Origin of the sequence: Thermococcus cleftensis, from assembly GCF_000265525.1 — an archaeon.
GTDB classification, from domain to species: domain Archaea; phylum Methanobacteriota_B; class Thermococci; order Thermococcales; family Thermococcaceae; genus Thermococcus; species Thermococcus cleftensis.
On record NC_018015.1, the window covers coordinates 1,118,905 to 1,135,821 of the forward strand.

Here is a 16,917-nt window from a genome sequence, read left to right on the forward strand (position 1 = left end):
GTGGTTCAATGGACAAGCGTCGTCCCGACGTCCTCACGGTCGTCTCGTACTTCCTCCTGTTCTTCACCGTCCTAATCGTGCTTCTCCACTTCGTTTTCGGCTTCCAGTACGTGGTCATACTCACCGATTCTATGGAGCCGAACATCAACCCCAACGACCTCGTGGTGACGAGGCCCGTCGATCCCGACCAGCTCCGCGTCGGCGACGTTATCCTCTACAGGGTCACGATAGGCAACTCAACCTACCGGATCACCCACAGGATAATAGCCATCGAGAACACATCGAACGGCTATTATTTCAGAACCAAGGGTGACAACAGGAACTACCCCGACCCCTGGCAGGTCTACCCCGACCAGGTTATTGGAAAGGTTGTTCTGGTAATTCCAAAAATAGGGATCATCTGGTATTATACCCCACTCATAGTCCTCGGCATTTTCCTTTTCATAATAGCCTCCATTGCCTACGACTTGGCGTGGCTTCTCCTCGAGGAAGAACCGATACGTCCCAAGTCACGAAAGGCCGATCTCCTTGTCTTGAGGAGGAAGAAGATAAAGGTTTACCATCACCGGCGCTAAGCCCACTCGTCCTCCGGTATGGCCTCCTTCTTGGCGGGGATTATGCAGAGGAACTCGAAGGTGTCGGTTAAGGCCTTGTAGCCGTGGGGCTCGTTGGGCGGGACGTAGAGGAAGTTCCCTGCTTTGACGTGGTACTCCTCCTTTCCGTTGGTTATTACCCCCTCGCCCCTCATGATGAAGATTTCATGCTCCCAGTCGTGCTGGTGGATCGGGATCTCCGAGTTCTTCCTGAGGACGAAGTAGCGCATGGCGAAGTTCTTGGCCCCGAGCTTCGGGGAGACGAGCCATCTAATGGTTACTCCTTCAAAACCGGTGTCCTTCTCGGGGACCTCCGTGTAGTGTCCGACGAACATGGTATCACCGAGGGACTCTCGATCCTGGAATATTTAAATCTGCCGAGTCTGAACCGCAATCAAAAGGGCTTTAAGCTTCCCGTTCAACCTCCTTGAAGGTGGAGCTTATGAGGAAAGTTGCTTTTGGAATCCTGCTGGTTTTTATGGTGCTGGCCGCGGGATGCATCAGCTCCAGCGGACCGGGCCAGACATCGAGCACTACTACCACCGCATCGGGTGGAATAGACTTCGGGAGCTACGAGAAGGGTCAGGTCCTGGCCCAGTGGGAGGGCCTTGCGGACGTTTCGAAGGTCTACGTGAGTGAGGGCTACGAGGATCTTGCAAAACACTACTTCCCGGACGCTCAGATTCTCCCGGCTAGCCAGTACGGTGGGGGCGTCGCGGTGCTCTCGCCGGCGGACGCGAGGGAGATACTCAGGGGTAAGCCGATCCTTATAACGGTCAACGATTACTTTGGCTACATTGTTTACAAGCTCGGCGTCAAGTTCGTGGGGAAGGACAAGGGAATATTCGCGGCTTTCAACAATGATGGAAAAGCGTACTTCGTCTTCACCGGTACGAGCAGGGCCGGAACAGGGGCGGCGATTGAGTACGCGATGGAGCTGAAGGACGGGAGGAAAATCAGGGCCGATGACGTCGTGAGGAGCGGGGAGTTCGAGGGAATAGTGGTCAAGGTCATAGGCGACAACGACTGGGACGGGGTTCCTGATGACGGCGAGCACTGGTACCTTGACTCCTTCAGGACTGAGGAGCCCTTCATCTACTACTGGCGCGTCGTCGATGGTGCGAACGTTACCGTGAAGGGCGGCTTCATAAGGCTCGTGAACGGCTCCACCGTTTACATTCACGCCCTCGGCTTCAACGTGAGCGCAACCGTGGACGGGGACGTCGAGCTCACCTACGTCATCGAGAACATCAATCCCTCGATACTCGACCTGCCCGAGGGCGCAGAAACCGGCGACACCTGGGTCAGGTTTAGGGCTCCCTCATTCCGGCTGGCTGCCGAGGACGTCGGCAACTACACCGTTTTAGCCCTCGGTGACCACAGGCCGGACGGAGGGAAAGAGATTCCACCGGTGTTCCTCAAGATACGGGACGAGATCAACGAGGACGACGGGCTGTTCATTATAGATGGCGGTGACCTCGTTTACTCCGGCAGGGTGGACGAGTGGGGCGAGCTTCTCAAGGAGTGGAAGTGGAACAAGCCGATATTCGTCGCGCCAGGCAACCACGAGTACAGGGGTGAGGGAATAAACGTCTATCACCAGGTGTTCGGTCCTGACGACTACTCCTTTGCCCTGGGCGATTATTACTACGTTATCATCAACAACATCGAGCACGACTACGGACTGAGCGATGAGACCTTCTATTGGCTCGAGAAGGAGCTGGAGAAGGCGAAGAATGCCGGAAAGAGGCCTGTCCTGGTTCTCCACGCGCCCCCGATAGACCCGAGACCGGACGGTGATCACGCGATGAACCCAGAGGACGCCAGAAAGCTTTTGACCCTCATGAAGAAATACAACGCCTTCGGGGTCTTCAGCCACATTCACATCTACTGGTACGGTGAAGAGGACGGGGTTCAGATGGTCATCACTGGCGGTGGTGGAGCTCCCCTCTACGCCCCAGAGGACGAGGGGGGTTTCTACCACTACGTCAGGCTCAACATGCTCTCCAACGGCACGATACAGGTCGAACCGGTCAAGGTCGAGCCCTGACCTTCTGTCTATTTATTCTATTTTGGCCTATATAGATGTGGCCACCGCGATATATTCTACTGCGACAAGATATTTATAGAGCGCACCTTAGCGGGTTCCGGTGGTGAGCGTGGACGTGTGGCTATTGATAACGGTTCTCCTGGGTTTCGCGATGGCTTGGGCGATAGGTGCCAACGACGCCGCCAACTCGATGAGCACCGCCGTCGGTGCGAAGGCGATAACCCCGAAGCAGGCGGTTATAATAGCTGGCCTCCTTGAGTTCACGGGCGCGTACTTCTTTGGGAAGAGCGTCACTGAAACTATAAGGAAGGGAATCCTCGACCCTACGATGATAACCGACCCGATGGTCCTCGTGTATGGCTCCGTTGCGGCCCTTCTCGCGGCCACGATATGGCTAATAGTGGCCACCAAGTTCGGCCTACCGGTCTCGACTACCCATTCCATCATCGGCGGCATAGCGGGCTACGGAATAGTCTACGCTGGCACGGCGATAGTGAACTGGGGCAAGATGGGTCAGGTGGTTCTCAGCTGGATTCTCTCACCGATAATCGGCGCCATAATGGCCTACTTCATCTTCAAGGCCTTCACCAAGAGCATCTTCGAGAGAAAGGACCCCGTCAGGAGCGCCAGGATATGGTCCCCGTTCTGGATCGGCTTGGCTTTCGTGGTCATTGGAACCATGTTCTACATCAAGGTTCTCCATGGAAAGGACCTAAAGACGGGAGTTCTCATGTACGGTATTCCGCTGGGTATTATCGTGTTCGTGGTGACTTACTTCCTCATAAAGCTCCGCTTCCCGAGCAGCGACCCGTTCGTCGGGGTTGAAGCGATATTCCGGAAGGCGCAGGTGGTGACTTCCGGCTACGTTGCATTGGCCCACGGTGCCAACGACGTTGCCAACGCCATCGGTCCCGTCGCTGCCGTCTACGCGGTAGCCACGATGGGTCTCGGCGGAATGGAAGTGCCGGTCCCTAGGTGGATTCTGGCCCTCGGCGGTCTCGGGATAGCGGTTGGCGTTGCGACCTACGGCTACAGGGTGATGGAGACGGTGGGAAAGAAGATAACCGAGCTCACCAACACGCGCGGCTTCACCATCGACTTTTCAGCGGCAACCGTTGTCCTCGCCGCCAGCTGGCTTGGACTTCCAATCTCGACCACCCACACCGTCGTCGGCGCGGTCATTGGAATAGGCCTCGCGAGGGGGGTAAAGGCAATAAACAAGGACATAGTGAGGGATATAATAATCTCCTGGTTCGTCACCGTTCCGGTGGCCGGTCTAATCAGCGCGGCCATATTCAAGGTTTTGATGGTGGTGGGGTGATAGTATGCAGGTTTGGACTAAGCTCTTCGCCAAAAGCCCCTTCAAGCCCCTCATAAAGCACTCGGAAGTGGTTCTCAACACCGTTGAGACCCTCGAGAGGGCCCTTCAGGCCTGGCACTCCGGGAATTACGGGGAGATGGAGAGGCTTGCCATTGAAGTGGACCGCCTTGAGGACGTTGCCGACAGGATAAAGGAGGAGATAAGGGATTCCCTCAGCTCGAAGCTGATGATGGCCGTGGCGAGGGAGGACGTTCTCATCTACCTCCACATGCAGGACAAGGTGGCAGATGCCGCCGAGGACACCGCCAAGTGGCTCCTGGTGAAGAGGCCCGGCGAGCTCCCGGCGGAGATAAAGGAGCTCATACTCCAGATGGGCACGGAGAGCATCAAGGCGGCGAAGCTCGTCCACGAGGCGATAGTGCAGATGGATAGGGTTATAGAGAGCGGCTTCGCCGACGGGGAGATAGAGAAGGAGTACGGGCTTATACGGAAGATAGAGAGCGTCGAGAAGGAGATAGACGGCCTCGACACGAGGCTTATGCAGCTCGTCCTCGAGAACGCGGAAAATCTGAGCTGGGGCGACGGGTTCTACGTTCTCAACATCGCCAGAACTCTCAGCAACATCTCTGACAAGGCGAAAGATGCGGCGGAACGAATAAGGCTCATGATGAACAAGTGAGCCGATATTCTTTTAAACCTCCCTTCTAACTTTTTTCGGTGGGAATGAAGGACGGTGTTAGAATAGTCCGCGAGTTCTTCAACATTCAGAGGGAGGTCTTTTTCAGCTACCGCTGGGACGTGGTCAGCTACCTGATAGGCCTTCTAATCCAGGTTGCGGTGATGGGAATCTTTGCGAGCCTGGTGACGATAGACGCCAACATCGAGCAGTACGGAACCGACTCCTTCCTCCAGTTCTTTCTGATAGGCTTCATCGTGCACAACATAATATTCCTTCCGCGGGGCAGCCTTTCCAAGCTCCTGATTGGACGGAGCTTCCCGATGCTCTACGCCTCCCCCGCCGGAATGGTGGCGATCTTCGTGGGAATAAACGCCTGGAACGTCGTCTGGAGCCTTATGATAATGGGCCTTATAACTACAATCTTTGTTCTCTTCTACGGCCTGGTCATACACATCAACCTCGGTGCCCTGCTCGTTATCCTCGCGGGCTTCACCCTCACCTTCGCCCTTGAACTCTTTTCAGCAGGCTTTCGGGCCGCTACCAAAGCCAGGCAGGACCCGATAAACTGGTTCCTCAACCTCACCTCCCAGCTCGTGAGCGGTCTCTACTTCCCGCCCGACGCGCTTCCCTGGTGGCTCCAGCCCATTTCCAAGATACACCCAGAGAGGTACATTCTTGAGATGGCCAGGCTGACGATGGGCGGGGGCTATTCAGTGTCCCAGATCTGGCCCAGCTTCGTGAACCTTGCCCTGACCACTACTATCATGCTCCTCATCGGAATCGCGACCTTCCGGTGGGGCGTTGGGAAGGCGATGCAGCTGGGCACCCTCGGGCACGTGTGAGGTGGTTAGATGATAGAAGCCGAGCATCTCACCAAGTACTATCCTCCCCCTTTCAGGGGCTTCTTCGATCTGGGTAGCCTCCGCGATTTTCTCGGAAAGCCCAGGGAAGAGATTCCAGCCCTCATAGACCTGAGCTTCCGGGTGAGGGAGGGGGAGATATTCGGCCTCCTCGGCCCCAACGGCGCGGGAAAGACAACCCTCTGCAAAATCGCCAACGGCCTCCTCGAGCCGAGTTCCGGAAAACTGCTCATCGACGGCCACGACAGCTTTAGGGAGCACGGCAAAGTTGCTGGTGAGATGTTCACGGTTTTCACCGGCGAGAGGGATATGTGGGGCATATTCCAGTGGCGCTTAAGCGTTCAACGAAACCTCCAGTTCATCGCGAGGCTGTGGAAGGTCCCCGAGGGTGAGATAGGGGAGCGCATAGAGTACGCGCTCAAGCTACTGAACCTGTGGGAGAAGAGGGACGAGTGGTACCAGAAGCTCTCGGCCGGAATGAAGCAGAAGGTTTACATCGCCTCCGCCCTGGTGGTGAGGCCGAAGTACCTCATACTCGACGAGCCGACGGTTTTTCTCGACGTGATAACCAAGAGCGAGATACATGACGCAATAATGGCCCTCGTCCGTGACTTTGGGACGACGGTTATCCTCACCACCCACGACCTTTCGGAGGCGGAGAAGCTGAGCGACAGGGTTCTGCTCTTCAACAAGAGGCCTATCCTGGAAGGAAAGCCCGAGGAGATAAGCAGGAAGCTCGAGGTGGACTTTGACAGGAAGGTTCTCCTTGTGGTTGAGGGCTCCGCTCCGTGCCCTGGAGGCTACCTCGTCAGGTGCATCAGGAAGGGTAATTTCACCCACGTCACTGCCTACCTCAAGTCCGGCGAGGTCAATGAGTTCCTCTCCAGGTTCCCCTCAGGCAAAGTGCTGAGCGCGCGGGTTGAGAACCTGTCCCTGGAGGACGTGTTTATGATTCTGTTTGGCAGTTGAATTCTATTGTCAGTCCAGTTTATAACTGAGTTTTATTCAACCTTTTCGAAAATTTTATAAATTTTAGTGGTGTTTGTTATTCGGTGATGTAATGAAAGTCAGTAACACTACACCCAAGCCTGAGTTATATAATTTCGAAGTGGGTGGCAAGTACTTTGTTCTACATTCGTCCACGGGAACCCTCTTTGAGGTCGATAAGAAAACCTACGACTTCTGCAGGTTTGTGGCAGAACTGGGCTGGAGTGATGCCAGAGAGCGTTTTGTAATGGAGTACTCCGAATCTGACTGGGATTCTTTGATAAATGAGATTAAATCTGATGAAAGTCTTCGCCGTGTGTTTTTTGAGCCCAAGCCCCCGGTAAAACCATATCTTGGAATTATGAAGTCCAAAATTTCTTCCCTCTCCCTTAATGTTATGGAGGACTGCAACTTTGCCTGCGTTTACTGCTATGGAGATAGTGGAACTTATCACACTCCCAACACCAGAATGAGCCCGGAAGTTGGTAAAAGGGCTATTGATTTGCTGATGGGGGAAGGAAAGAAAGTTGTTAACCTACAGTTCTTCGGTGGCGAACCTTTGTTGAACTTTCCGCTGATTCGGGAGCTTGTTCAATACGCCAAGCAGAAGGCTGAAGAGTATGATAAAGTCGTCACGTTCAGCATCACCACCAACGGCTACCTCGTGACTGACAAGGTTATTGACTTTTTCCTCGAGAACAACTTCACGGTAACCCTGAGCTTTGATGGTCCTGAAGACGTTCAGAACCACAATAGACCCCTGCGCGGCGGGTATCCAACCTTTGATGTTGTTGCGAAGAATGCAAAGAAGATGCTTGAGCGCGGCGTTAAGGTTAGCGTCCGCGCGACGATTCTGCCCGAACAGCTCGACAGGTACTATGAGATCTATCGGTTCTTCGTTGATTTTGGTTTTAGGAGCGTTCATCTTGAGCCTGCAACCACTAGCACGCCGCTAACCAAGGAGCATGCTAAACTCGTTGAGTCTGCCCTGAAAAAGATAGTGATGGACGAGCTTGAACACTACAAAGAGAAGGGAATCGTTTACACGAAGCTCCGTGAGATTGTCCACATGATCTACTCCAACACCTACCGCCATTATCCATGCGGCGTTGCCAGGAGCTACTTTGGGGTTTCAGCAGATGGGACGATGTATCCCTGCCACAGGTTCGTGGGCATGGAGGAGTTTGTTGTTGGACACGTTGATGATTTCAAGTGGGAGAACGAGTTCATTCAGAAGATCCTTCATCATACCGTGGATAGGAGGCCGAACTGTTCGAACTGTCCGATAAGGGCCTACTGTGGCGGTGGTTGTATATACAACAACCACTACTATAACGGTGATATATTTGCTCCCGACGAGTTCCACTGCGCCTATATGTTTGCTCTCGTGAAATGGGGTTCTTGGCTCTACTCGAATCTTGACGAGGATTGGTTGAATAAGGTCTTCTCACGCTCACCCCAGAGAGGGGTGAGGGCCGAGGAGTCCGATGAGGCCAAAACCCAAAAACCAACGGAGGTGATAGAGAGTGTTTAAGAAGCTGAACGCCGGCGGCAACCCTGTGGAGCCGGAGTTCTGTCTCGACATCTGCTGGGACTGGAACATCTGCGGGTTGGATATCTGTGGAGTAGACAATTCCTGCGGCATTGATTTGTGATGGGTGAAGACAATGTTTAGGAGACTAACTCACCAGGAAAACCATGAGCACGAACCTGCATTTTGTATAGTGTTTGATATTCCATGCGGCGGGCTGGATCTCTGTGGCATAGATCAATGCGCCTTAGACCTGTGTGGAATTGATGCCTGCGGGCTAGACAACACGTGCCTAGTTGATCTTTGATTTATTTTTTTACTTTGTGCATTGGGGGGATAACCGTGAGAGCTTCATCAACAACACTCCTGGCGATACTCCTGGTCAGCGCCATGCTGGGAGGGTGCCTTGGCGGTGGGAATTTCGTGTACTCGAAGGGCAAGGTCGTTAAACCGGGCTCTGAGGTGGTATACCCCTTCAAGGGCCCCGTGACCCTGAACGTGGACGTCTCTGGGAACGGGCCGTTCACCTTACTCGTGGTCTCCTCGGACGGTTCAAAGGAGATCTTTAAACGGACAAATGTGACCAGAGTGAAGGAGAAGGTGGAGTTTCCAGAAGGCTCCTGGAAGGTCATCATAAGGAACGAGGGAGAGAGCTCATTAGTTCTCGACATAAGCCTCAGAGGGGAGTAGCGGGTGGTTATGAGACAGTCAATGGAATTGTCTAGAAGCCCCCCGGCCCATCCCGGAGACTGGAGGCGGGAAACCAGTGAAGCCCCTAAACATATTTCTAACTTTTTTTGAACTGGAACTAAACCGGCTCAAAGGAAACCCCGTGCTCAGGCTCCAGCACCTTTTCGCTGCCTTAGCCGCCATCGTGTCCATCATAGCTGTCGAGATAGACGTTTCCAGATTTACCGCCCACTACCAGGATATTCCGGCAGAGGAGCTTGCCCGCCTTGTCACCGCCGATCTGATCACCAAGTGGCTCCCCAACTTTCTCAAGTTCCTCTTCATGCCCCTCCTGCTGATCTTACTTCTCTCGCGCTTCGGTTCGGACTTCGAGCGGGGAAACGTTGTGCTAATGTTATCGAAACCCCTCACGAGGAGGCGCTACTTCCTCGGCTGGACCTCTGAGGGGTTGAAGCTCGTTCTAATTTCCGCCCTTGGAATTGCACTCTCCGGAGCGCTCGCAATGCTGGCTCACGGCTTCGCGGTTAGGGATTACCTCATCGGCTCGCTCGTCCTTTCGCTCTCGCTGGTCGGCGTTGTTGGAATCGTCCTTTTCCTCCTTCCCTTCGCCACCTCCCGCGACTCGGGGGTCTTCCTCGGGCTGGGGGCCTTTGTCATGCTCCTACTCCTCGGAAAATCTGACTACTCTTTCGTTCCAACAGTCTACCTTGAGAGGGCCGTTTCCATTGGAGGGGGCGTCTCCGTATCCTACAGAGTGATTGCCGAGCTTTTCGCCCTCTCCATTGCTCTATCGCTCGCCGGAATGGAGCTGTTCCGGAGGAGGGAGCTTAGAAGCCCCGGACCATTGCCGGTTCCGGGAGTTTCCTTCTCTCCCCGTGGGCTTTACGGCGTTTTCCTCGGGTTAAGCCTTCAGAGCAGGCGCTTCATGGCCTTCGTTGCCTTCACGGCTTTGATGGCACTTCTGAGCAAAGGGACTCTCGATAAGTACTACCTGAACTACGGTAATCCGGGCCTTCTCAACGCCCTAATTTCAACTCTGAACGGCTCTCTCCTCCCCTTCGTGGTTCTCCCGCTGGGGGCGCTTTCGATAAGCTCGACCATTGACAACGGCACCGTAAGGGTTCTTCTAAGCAAGCCCCTGAGGAGAAAGGACTTCTTCCTTGGAACGCTCCTGAGCGATGCCCTCGCAGTATCTCTTGGTGTGGCTCTTTACGTTGCCTTGGTTATAGCCTACGCCCTGCATCTTGGCGCCCCGTTAAGTAAAACCCTTGAACTCGGCCTGGTCTTCGGTTCTCTGCTTTTCCTCTCGCTTCTCCAGTATTTGGCGCTCGGCTACCTGCTGTCAGCTTTCATGAGGGGCAGAAAAGCCCTCATTTTTTCCGTTCTCCTGGCGTTCCTCGTGGGCTTTGTTGCTCCCCTCCTTGTCATCACGGCCTCTCTGGCGGGGGCCGGGAACGGCAGCCCCATCGAAGTGTTCTCAAGGAACGCCCTGCTTGTCCCAAGCCCTTCCGCGCAGTACACGGTCCTTAATATGGCCGTCTCCCCAAAGCGTAGCCTTCCGCCGGCGCCGGTCAGTGAGGTTCTGGATTATAAGGCCAATATGGCCATGCTGATCCTTCCAACTCTCGCCTACCTCACCGTCTCCTGGGTGAAGTTCAGAAAAGCCGACCTGAGGTGATAGCATGTGGGGATTTGAGCTGGAGCTGAAGAAGAGCCTGCGGACGAAAAAGTTCTGGCTGATACTGGTTTTGATTTTGCTGATCTACGCCATGGCCTTTAGAGAGGTCAAGGACAACCTCGAAGGGGCCACCAATCCGGAAGAGGTGCTCGTCACGAGTCTCGTGGGTTACATAGCTGTCAGCGCGTTCCTCTTCATCGGCGTCTACGCCCTCATGGCGGGTGCAACTTCGGTGAACTCCGACCTGGAGGACGGAACGGTGAGGGTAGCCCTCAGCAAGCCGCTTGGAAGGACGTCGTATCTTCTCGGCAAGTTCCTCGGCCAGGCCCTCAGCGTAGTGGTGGCTATGGTCTTCGCCACCCTTCTGTCCTTCGCGATAACGAAGTACTACGGCCTCTCCCTCACCACCTCCCTCGTTGGGGACCTGGTCCTCTCGAACCTGCTAATCCTGTTCGCCATGCTCCAGCTCCTCGCCCTCGGCCTGCTGATTTCCACGTTCGTGTGTTCCTCCAACACCGCCCTGGGGCTGGCTCTGGTTCTATTTTTCGTTACCGGCCTCGTCATGCCCCAGGTGATGGACGGCTTCGCCGAGGACAAGGCCAAGGAGGAGTTCGGGATTCAGAAATGGGGGGACTTCAGCAAGCTTTCGCCGGAGGAGAAAAAGGCCTATCGCGAGCGTCTGGACAAGCTTTACAGGGAATATCACCTCAAATACCTCTTCTACGTCCCTCAGGTGCTCATGCTCGACATCTTCAAGGGCATAGATAGAACCACCTTCAACGACGACGGCACATACACCGTCGAGTACATTGGGGTTAAGCGAGCCATAGCTGACAATCCCGCTCAGATGGCCTTAATAGTTGGGCTTATCCCCGTCTACCTTGGATTGGCTCTCTTCAGGTTCAGAAGAATGGATTTGAGGTGATGGCCGTGTTGGAAAGGAAATGTCCCCCAAACTCACCGGGTAGCCTGGCGGGGTGATCCCATGGGCCGGGCTATCTCCCGCGCGCTCCTCAACTACCTCCTCCTTATCCTTCTCGTGGCGCTTATATCTGGCATCGGGATAAAGGATTACAGCTTCTACCGGGCGGATATGAAGTTCAGCCTGATGCCCCCTGCGGAGAGGGCTGTGATAGAGGCCAACGCGAGTTCCATGGGAATGGACCCCTACGACTACTACATGCGTTTCGTGGCCCCGAAGGACTACCCGACCCTCGCGATGAACCCCCTTCATGCGGGGCTTTACGTGCTCTACCACTCCCTCTTCGATCCTGACTACGATTATCCTGTACCGAGGAAGCTCATGGTGGTCAGAACGCTGGTGCTAACCCTCCTGGCTGAGATCACGATAATCCTCATCGGCTTCCCCCTCGCAAAGCTCGCCCTCAGGAAAAGGCGCCTCCGCTCTACCGTCCGCTTTCTCGCCAGGGTCTTCAACGGCCTCCCCGTCTGGGCGGTGGCGGCGCTCTTCTCGCTCCTCATCATAATGAGCGCGCTCCCCAACTACCTGATAAACGGCCTCGGCGCATCGACCTCCCTCACCAGGAACCTCGCCTACATGGCCTTTCCGCTGATTTCCATAGTCCTCGTCGCCCTCTGGGAGTTCGTCGAGGCTTTGGTGATACTCCTCCGGGACGAGTTCGGGAAGGAGTACGTGCGCGCCAAGAGGGCGATGGGGTTGCCAGAGCGCAGGGTCGAGAGGCACGTCCTCCGCGCCGTGATGCCCTCGTTCCTCGGCTTCCTCTTCCAGCACTTCGTCGAGGTCTCGACGCTCGCCCTCGTGGTCGATGCCTTCTTCGGCCTCTTCGGCCTCGGCAAGATGCTCGAGTGGGGCTTCCGCATATCGGGCGACCTCTACACCCTCGACCCGGACGTCTTCTTTTATCCCATAGCGGTCTTCATGGTCGTGAACTTCTTCGTCCTCCTGGCGGTGACCCTCCTGTCGGAACTCCTGACCCCCGGAGGTGGCGGCGTTGAGGCTTGATCGGAAGGAAAAAGCCGGAATCGCGCTGATACTGCTGGTGATGCTCCTCGCGGTCGTTCCAATGCATCTCCTCGTGCCCCCTGAAAAGGCCGCCAACTGGAACTACCTGCCCTACTGGAACGACTATCCCAAGAACGCCAGGCCCATCTGGCTTCCTTCGGGCTTCAGAACCCTTGAATCGGCTGGAACGAATTTTTCAATGACCTTCACGGTTGATGGGATCGTTCCGGGAAACGTGATGATCGAGGGCAACTCGACGGTTAGGCTTGTAATTCACCGCCCCGACGGCCTTTCCGTGGTTCTTGGCCCGGTAGAGGTGAACGGGAGGACGAGCATCAACTCCAACCCCACCCTCGCCGCGGGGGCTTACGAGTTTGCCGAGTCCCTCGGCTACGGCCCGGAGAGCAGGCCCCTCTTCACGCCCACCCAGCTCCTCTTCATGGGGTACGGCGGCGAGGTTCTGGAGGGAAGGTACACCCTTGAGGTCGAATCCTCTTCCCCCGTTGCCGTCACGGTCTTTGGCGATTCCTACGGTCTCCTCGGCACAGACTCCTACGGCCGCGACCTCTGGGTGGGCTTTGTTCTTGCCGGTAGGAGTACTCTGCTCGTGTCGCTTGAGGTCTCCCTCCTTGTGATGATCATAGGCCTGCTCCTCGGCCTCTTCGCCGGTTACTATCGGAGCCGGCCCGCGATTCTTCTTGAGAGCCTGCTGAACTCCCTGGGGGCGCTCCCCGTCCTTCCCCTCGCGATGCTGATGATATTCTCATTCTCAACGACGGGCATAGCGATGACCAGGGAGATAGGGACGGGAACCCTGTCACTGATACTCGCCCTCCTGCTCGCGGGCAAGTTCGGGAGCGCCGTGAGGGGCTTCGTCGTTCAGGAGAAGGTCAGGGAGCACGTTGCCGCGGCAAGGGCTCTTGGGGCCGGCGACCTCTACATTCTCAGGAGGCATATTCTGAAGCCTGTAATCCCCTACGCCCTGAGCCACTTCAGCCTCCTGTTCCCCAAGGTGGTCGCGCTCGTGGCGATACTCGGGTTTTTCAACATGATTCCGAGCGACAACTGGGGCTCCTTCATACTCGAGGGTCTCAACCAGGGCGCCCTATACGCGGGCAGATGGTGGTGGTTTTTAGCTCCTGTCGTCACGATGGTGCTTTTGAGCGTGGGCTTCGCCCTGCTCTGGGACGATGATGGCCCAGAAGGCGTTCTGGCATAAGGGAGAACGGAAGAACGGAGAAGAGGTTCAGATGGCTATCATCGTCGAGGTCATCTGGATCTCGGTCATCTTCCTTATCTTCTCGGTGATGAACTGGTCAAGGTCCTTCAGCGTGTCGGTCTCGACCTTGACAACAAGGTCGTACTCGCCGTAGACAACGTAGGCCTCCTTAACCTCCGGCATGGCGAGAAGCTTCTCCATAACTTCCCTTTCCTTTCCAGCGGCCGTAACCATCAAAATAAAAGCCGTCACCATGGCTATCACCAAAAGTATTTTATCGGCGGAGTATTTAAGCTTATCGAGGCATATGTTCGACCACCTGATAAGCAAAGCTCAATTGGAGCGGTTTTACTCCCGCCTGAAATCGCTCGGATTTGAGGAAACCCAGCCCTACGCAAAGGGCACGACCAGCTTAATCTTCCGGGCCAGATTAGATGAAAAAAACGTCATTATAAAGCTCCAAAGACCCGACTCGCCGAGGCAGAACTTTGAGAGGGAGGCGAGGATAATAAAGACCATCGAGCCCTTTGGTGTAACGCCGCCCCTCGTAGCCTATGGCCTCTTCGAGGGACTGGAGTATTTAATCCGGGAATTCGCTGATGGGGAGATAATCTTCCACGCCGACCTTGAAAAGCGCCATCTGTTCGAGATAGCCGAGAAAGCCGCTTTGCTCGACCGTCTCGGCATCGACCACGGTCAGATTCAGGGGGGCAAGCACATAATCATCGGTGAGCGGGTTTACCTAATCGACTTCGAGAAGGCCGGCTGGCGGAAGCCGAAGAACCTCACCTCGGCGATGGCGATGCTTTTCCTCAGTGACAACTACATCTCCCGCCGCGTCAGGAGGAGGTTCGGAATAGGGGAGGATTTCTTGGGCGAGATGAGGGAGGCCGTCAGGGAGTACAAGAGAACAGGAAAGCTCTCAGGCCTTCTGCGCCTTCTTTCTCGCCTTTAGCCTGTCGGCGTAGAGGGCCAGGAGCGGTATCGCAACGGCCATCGCTATGAGGCCCATTCTCGGGTCCCAGAGGTAGTTGAAGACGAGTATGACCACCACGGCTATCGCTATCATCAGGAACAGGTCCCTGTCGTAGAGCCTTGACTTCGCGAGTATGTTCTGCTCCCTCGCGGTGTAGGCCAGGTAAAGGGGTATCCCAACGGCCGCTATCGCTATTCCCACGTAGGTCCTGAAGGCGACTGATATGAATATGCCAACGGCCAGTATGATTCCAACGGCGTGCTCTTCCCTCATACTCCCACCTGTCACCTCGCTATCGGTGAGGGCCTTTTAAAGGTTCTCGCGGTTGTTACCTCAGACAGGAGTTAAGCTTATATACCTCTCCGACTTAGTATAAATCGGTGATAGCGTTATGAGCGGTATCGAATGGAACGAAAAGACCTTTTCTCGCTTCGCCTACCTGAACGACCCGCGGATTGAAGGCAGCAAGGTAGCTTACACCCTGACGAAGGTGAACATGAAGGACAACAAGTACGAGAGCACAATCGTCGTTGAAGACCTCGAGACTGGCTCGAGGCGCTTCATCGAGAACGCCTCAATGCCAAGGCTCTCTCCCGATGGAAGGAAGATAGCCTTCACAAGGGCGAACGAGGAGAAGAAGGAAACCGAGGTGTGGGTTGCCGATGTTCACACCCTCAGCGCCAAAAAGGTTCTCTCAACCAAAAACGTCCGATCGCTCCAGTGGAACGCTGATTCAAGGCGTCTCTTGGTTGTCGGTTTCAAGAGGAGGGACGATGAGGATTTAGTCTTCGACAGCGAAGTACCCTTCTGGTTCGATGGCATGGGCTTCCTCGACGGGGAGAAAACGACCTTCTGGGTTCTCGACACGGAGAGCGAGGAAATCCTGGAGGAGATCGAGAAGCCTAGGTTTTCGAGCGGAATCTGGCACGGCGATGCCATACTCATGAACGTCCCGCACAGCGAGAACGGTAAGCCGACCCTCTTCAAGTTCCACGACATCTACCTCTGGAGGGACGGAAGCGAGGAGAGGCTCTTCGAGCGCGTTTCGTTTGAGGCCATCGACTCCGACGGGGAAAGGATACTCCTGAGGGGCAAGAGGGAGAAGAGGTTCATGAGCGAGCACGACTGGCTCTACCTCTGGGACGGGGAGCTTAGGGCCGTCTACGAGGGCCCGCTCGACGTCTGGGGAGCGAAGCTGACCGACGGGAAGGTCTACTTCCTAACGCCTGACGCCGGGAGAGTGAACCTCTGGCTCTGGGACGGAAAGGCCGAGAGGGTCGTTGTGGGCAACCACTGGATTTACGGGCTGGACGCGAGCGGGGGCAAAGCCCTGCTCCTGATAATGACGGCAACGCGCATAGGCGAGCTCTACCTCTACGACGGCGAGCTGAAGCAGATAACCGACTACAACGGGCCGATATTCGCCAGGCTGAAGACCTTCGAGCCGAGGCATTTCCGCTTTAGGAGCAAGGACTTGGAAATAGATGGCTGGTATCTGAGGCCTGAGCTCAAGGAGAATGAGAAGGCCCCGGTGATAGTCTTCGTCCACGGCGGACCGAAGGGGATGTACGGCCACCGCTTCGTCTACGAGATGCAGCTGATGGCGAGCAAGGGCTACTACGTCGTCTTCGTGAACCCGCGCGGCAGCGACGGCTACACCGAGGACTTCGCGCTCCGGGTTCTGGAGAGGACTGGTTTAGAAGACTTCGAGGACATAATGGCTGGAATCGAGGAGTTCTTCAAGCTCGAACCCCAGGCCGACAGGGAGAGGGTTGGCATAACGGGCATAAGCTACGGCGGCTACATGACCAACTGGGCCTTAACCCAGTCCGACCTCTTCAAGGCCGGCATCAGCGAGAACGGCATAAGCTACTGGCTGACGAGCTACGCCTTCTCGGACATCGGCCTCTGGTACGACGTCGAGGTCATCGGCCCGAACCCGCTCGAAAACGAGAACTACCGCAGGTTAAGCCCCCTCTTCCACGCGGAGAACGTCAAGGCCCCGATACTGCTGATACACAGTCTTGAGGACTACCGCTGTCCCCTCGACCAGAGCCTCATGTTCTACAACGTGCTAAAGGACATGGGCAAGGAGGCCTACATAGCGGTCTTCAGACGCGGTGCCCATGGCCACAGCGTCCGGGGAAGCCCGAAGCACCGCTCAAAGCGCTACAGGCTCTTCATCGAGTTCTTCGAGAGGAAGCTGAGGAGGTACGAGGAAGGCTTTGAGGTTGAGAAGATACTCAAGGAAAGCTGAGGCCCATCTCTTTCAGCTTTTTCTTCAACCTTTTCCTGCTCCCCCTGAAGTAAAAAACGCACCACCCGTATCTGCAGGCGATTTTGAACTCT

At 55.5% G+C, this 16,917-nt stretch carries 18 protein-coding genes; 15 read left to right on the forward strand and 3 right to left on the reverse strand.

Annotation, left to right across the window (positions count from 1 at the left end; genetic code table 11):
* Positions 1 to 8 precede the first annotated feature (8 nt).
* Complete coding sequence (locus tag CL1_RS05985; protein WP_014788993.1) at positions 9 to 575, forward strand: signal peptidase I; 567 nt, start codon at positions 9 to 11, stop codon at positions 573 to 575.
* On the opposite strand, the gene CL1_RS05990 is transcribed toward CL1_RS05985, so the two are convergent.
* Entirely contained in the window at positions 572 to 928 is a 357-nt protein-coding gene (locus CL1_RS05990) for a cupin domain-containing protein (RefSeq protein WP_014788994.1), read from the reverse strand. The genes CL1_RS05985 and CL1_RS05990 overlap by 4 nt on opposite strands.
* Before the next feature lie 107 nt (positions 929 to 1,035).
* Between CL1_RS05990 and CL1_RS05995 the strand changes: the two genes are divergently transcribed.
* From CL1_RS05995 to CL1_RS06045, 12 genes are all read left to right on the forward strand, one after another.
* The gene (locus CL1_RS05995) at positions 1,036 to 2,643 is read left to right on the forward strand and encodes a metallophosphoesterase family protein (RefSeq protein WP_014788995.1); all 1,608 of its coding nucleotides are present in this window, start codon (positions 1,036 to 1,038) and stop codon (positions 2,641 to 2,643) included.
* 151 nt (positions 2,644 to 2,794) lie between these two features.
* Complete coding sequence (locus CL1_RS06000) at positions 2,795 to 3,964, forward strand: inorganic phosphate transporter (protein ID WP_048152398.1); 1,170 nt, start codon at positions 2,795 to 2,797, stop codon at positions 3,962 to 3,964.
* A 4-nt stretch (positions 3,965 to 3,968) separates the two neighbouring features.
* Complete coding sequence (locus CL1_RS06005) at positions 3,969 to 4,643, forward strand: TIGR00153 family protein (protein ID WP_014788997.1); 675 nt, start codon at positions 3,969 to 3,971, stop codon at positions 4,641 to 4,643.
* A gap of 44 nt (positions 4,644 to 4,687) precedes the next feature.
* Positions 4,688 to 5,485 carry an ABC transporter permease gene (locus CL1_RS06010; RefSeq protein ID WP_014788998.1) on the forward strand — a complete coding sequence of 266 codons (798 nt, stop codon included), beginning with the start codon at positions 4,688 to 4,690 and terminating at the stop codon, positions 5,483 to 5,485.
* 9 nt (positions 5,486 to 5,494) lie between these two features.
* Positions 5,495 to 6,472, forward strand: coding sequence for an ABC transporter ATP-binding protein (locus CL1_RS06015; RefSeq protein ID WP_014788999.1), 978 nt, complete (start codon positions 5,495 to 5,497; stop codon positions 6,470 to 6,472).
* A gap of 91 nt (positions 6,473 to 6,563) precedes the next feature.
* Complete coding sequence (locus CL1_RS06020) at positions 6,564 to 8,024, forward strand: radical SAM/SPASM domain-containing protein (protein ID WP_014789000.1); 1,461 nt, start codon at positions 6,564 to 6,566, stop codon at positions 8,022 to 8,024.
* The gene (locus tag CL1_RS10895) at positions 8,017 to 8,145 is read left to right on the forward strand and encodes a hypothetical protein (RefSeq protein WP_256366093.1); all 129 of its coding nucleotides are present in this window, start codon (positions 8,017 to 8,019) and stop codon (positions 8,143 to 8,145) included. Before CL1_RS06020 ends, CL1_RS10895 begins: the two co-directional genes overlap by 8 nt.
* Before the next feature lie 218 nt (positions 8,146 to 8,363).
* Positions 8,364 to 8,711: a hypothetical protein gene (locus CL1_RS06025; protein WP_014789001.1), complete on the forward strand. Its 348-nt coding sequence runs from the start codon at positions 8,364 to 8,366 to the stop codon at positions 8,709 to 8,711.
* 142 nt (positions 8,712 to 8,853) lie between these two features.
* Positions 8,854 to 10,389, forward strand: a complete 1,536-nt coding sequence (locus CL1_RS06030; protein WP_187287160.1) for an ABC transporter permease subunit — start codon at positions 8,854 to 8,856, stop codon at positions 10,387 to 10,389.
* Between the two features lie 4 nt (positions 10,390 to 10,393).
* Positions 10,394 to 11,314: an ABC transporter permease gene (locus tag CL1_RS06035; RefSeq protein ID WP_014789003.1), complete on the forward strand. Its 921-nt coding sequence runs from the start codon at positions 10,394 to 10,396 to the stop codon at positions 11,312 to 11,314.
* Positions 11,315 to 11,374: 60 nt separating this feature from the next.
* A complete protein-coding gene (locus CL1_RS06040; protein WP_014789004.1) occupies positions 11,375 to 12,373 on the forward strand; it encodes an ABC transporter permease subunit in 999 nt (332 codons plus the stop codon).
* Positions 12,354 to 13,592: an ABC transporter permease gene (locus CL1_RS06045; protein WP_394295195.1), complete on the forward strand. Its 1,239-nt coding sequence runs from the start codon at positions 12,354 to 12,356 to the stop codon at positions 13,590 to 13,592. The genes CL1_RS06040 and CL1_RS06045 overlap by 20 nt, the downstream gene beginning before the upstream one ends.
* Before the next feature lie 27 nt (positions 13,593 to 13,619).
* On the opposite strand, the gene CL1_RS06050 is transcribed toward CL1_RS06045, so the two are convergent.
* Positions 13,620 to 13,847 (reverse strand): Lrp/AsnC family transcriptional regulator, encoded by a 228-nt coding sequence (locus tag CL1_RS06050; RefSeq protein WP_014013114.1) that lies wholly within the window; start codon positions 13,845 to 13,847, stop codon positions 13,620 to 13,622.
* Between the two features lie 52 nt (positions 13,848 to 13,899).
* Between CL1_RS06050 and CL1_RS06055 the strand changes: the two genes are divergently transcribed.
* On the forward strand, positions 13,900 to 14,547 hold the full coding sequence (locus CL1_RS06055; protein ID WP_014789006.1) for a serine/threonine protein kinase: 648 nt from the start codon (positions 13,900 to 13,902) through the stop codon (positions 14,545 to 14,547).
* Here CL1_RS06055 and CL1_RS06060 read toward each other — a convergent pair.
* Positions 14,515 to 14,841, reverse strand: coding sequence for a hypothetical protein (locus tag CL1_RS06060; protein WP_014789007.1), 327 nt, complete (start codon positions 14,839 to 14,841; stop codon positions 14,515 to 14,517). The two genes, CL1_RS06055 and CL1_RS06060, sit on opposite strands and share 33 nt — an antisense overlap.
* Positions 14,842 to 14,959: 118 nt before the next feature.
* On the opposite strand from CL1_RS06060, the gene CL1_RS06065 reads away from it, so the two are divergent.
* The gene (locus tag CL1_RS06065) at positions 14,960 to 16,825 is read left to right on the forward strand and encodes an alpha/beta hydrolase family protein (protein ID WP_014789008.1); all 1,866 of its coding nucleotides are present in this window, start codon (positions 14,960 to 14,962) and stop codon (positions 16,823 to 16,825) included.
* Positions 16,826 to 16,917 lie beyond the last annotated feature (92 nt).